General features: G+C 58.4%; 2 protein-coding genes and 1 pseudogene. All 3 read right to left on the bottom strand.

Annotated features, from left to right (window positions below; translation table 11 throughout):
• Nucleotides 1-29: 29 nt before the first annotated feature.
• Nucleotides 30-650 carry a protein-methionine-sulfoxide reductase heme-binding subunit MsrQ gene (gene msrQ, locus B2V21_RS19025; RefSeq protein ID WP_282348914.1) on the bottom strand — a complete coding sequence of 207 codons (621 nt, stop codon included), beginning with the start codon at nucleotides 648-650 and terminating at the stop codon, nucleotides 30-32.
• The gene (gene msrP, locus B2V21_RS19030; protein WP_049858696.1) at nucleotides 650-1,663 is read right to left on the bottom strand and encodes a protein-methionine-sulfoxide reductase catalytic subunit MsrP; all 1,014 of its coding nucleotides are present in this window, start codon (nucleotides 1,661-1,663) and stop codon (nucleotides 650-652) included. Before msrP ends, msrQ begins: the two co-directional genes overlap by 1 nt.
• A 66-nt stretch (nucleotides 1,664-1,729) precedes the next feature.
• Nucleotides 1,730-1,937 (bottom strand): annotated as a pseudogene (locus B2V21_RS19035) (CDP-diacylglycerol--serine O-phosphatidyltransferase); the annotation flags it as partial.

The following is a 1,937-nucleotide window of genomic DNA, read 5'->3' on the forward strand; positions in this document are numbered from 1 at the left end:
ACAGATCTGGAGGGGCGTCAACCGTTAATTCACACCTTTTTCGCGGTAGCTGGTTTTCGCCCAGCTAGACGGGGAATACGCCGCGCCACGGCAGGAACTCGAAGCAGCATCAGGAATGCGCCGACAGCCGCGTAGATCGACCACTCCTCCAGGTCTGCACGAACGATCCAGAGGAAGTGCAGCAACCCCAGCCCCAGCACTGCATAGATGAGGCGGTGCAGTTGCTTCCAACGGCGACCCAGCCGCCGCTGGCTGTAGCGGTTCGATGTCACGGCCAATGCCAGCAGGCACAGGAACGCCAGGGTTCCGACGATGATATAGGGACGCTTGCTCAGCTCGACGCCAAGCTGCCCCCAGTCCAAACCAAGCACGAAGAACAGATAAGCGGCCAGATGCAGGCATACATAGGCAAAGCACCAAAGGCCCAATTGACGGCGTACGGCTATCCAGCCCGGCCAGCCAGACAGCTTTTGCAAGGGAGTCATGCACAGGGTGATCAACACCAGAATCAAGGTGCCCAGACCCAAACGATCGACAAGCACCTTGCCCGGATCGGGCCCCAAGGCAAATATCCACGCCTGGTACAGCCACAACAGCGGCCATACGCAGGCGACCACGAATACACTCAAACGCCAGAACGGGTAACGCATCAGTAGTTTTTCCGCAGATCCATGCCGGTATAGAGGGATGCCACTTCCTCACCGTAGCCATTGAACATTGCCGTCTCGCGGACGTTGGGGCTGAACAGCCCGCTGGGCAGGCGCCGTTCGCGAGCCTGTGTCCAGCGCGGATGGTCGACTTCCGGGTTCACGTTGGCATAGAACCCATACTCGCTCGGTGCAATGTTTTCCCAGGTCGTCTCTGGCTGCTCGCTGACCAGGCTGATCCGGACGATGGACTTGATGCTTTTGAACCCGTACTTCCACGGCACCACCAGGCGCAAGGGTGCGCCGTTCTGGTTGGGCAGTTCGCGGCCGTACATGCCGACGCCGAGAATCGCCAGCGGATTCATCGCTTCGTCCAAGCGCAGGCCTTCTACATAGGGCCAGTTGATCAAGGCGAAGCCAGAACGCTGGCCAGGCATGGTCTTGGGATCCTGCAGGGTTTCGAAACGGATGTACTTGGCTTTCGAGGTAGGCTCGACCTGCTTGAGCAAAGCCGAGATGGGAAAGCCGATCCAGGGGATGACCATGGACCACGCCTCGACGCAGCGCAGCCGATAGATCCTCTCCTCCAACTGATAGGGCTTCATGAAGTCTTCGAGGGCATAACGCCCTGGCTTGGCGACCTCACCGTCTATCACGACCGACCAGGGTTCGGTTTTCAAGGCGCCAGCATTGATTGCCGGATCGCCCTTGCCGGTGCCGAACTCATAGAAGTTGTTGTAGTGGGTGGCATCCTTGAAAGGCGTGATCGCCTCACCTTGTACGGTGACCGCGCCCCAGCGGGTTTGACCCAGCTTGTCATTCAACCACGCAGGCGCACTGCTGGCGTCGACGCCTTCGTAACGTGATGGATCGGCAGCGGATGCCCAGGAAGGAAGTGCCGAAACGGCCAGGGCTGTTGCGGTGGCGCCCATGAGCGAGCGACGGGAGAGATAGATCGATTCGGGGGTGACTTCGGACTCTTTGCAGTCCGAAGCACGCGGTAGCTTGATGAGCATGGTGCCTCCGTAGCCTTGGCTGTATTCAACATACCAAGAGACTACGGATTATGCGTGAAATTGAATTTAGTCGGCTTTTTTGTGACGACGCATGCGTAACAAATACTGTATCGGACCTGACGCTGCATAGGCGAGGAAGATCAACAGGAGAATACGGGGCGGATCGCTGAACACCACCGCGAACACCAGCACGACCGCCAGAATGGCCACGAAGGGTACGCGCCCCTTGAGATCCAGCTCCTTGAAGCTGTTGTACTTGATGTTGCTGACCATC

Origin of the sequence: Pseudomonas sp. UBA6276, assembly GCF_002438365.1 — a bacterium.
Classification (GTDB): domain Bacteria; phylum Pseudomonadota; class Gammaproteobacteria; order Pseudomonadales; family Pseudomonadaceae; genus Aquipseudomonas; species Aquipseudomonas coleopterorum.

Bases quoted from the DNA above. Each gene is read 5' to 3' on its own strand.
- msrQ (WP_282348914.1), bottom strand. From the start codon at position 650: ATGCGTTACCCGTTCTGGCGTTTGAGTGTATTCGTGGTCGCCTGCGTA.
- msrP (WP_049858696.1), bottom strand. From the start codon at position 1,663: ATGCTCATCAAGCTACCGCGTGCTTCGGACTGCAAAGAGTCCGAAGTC.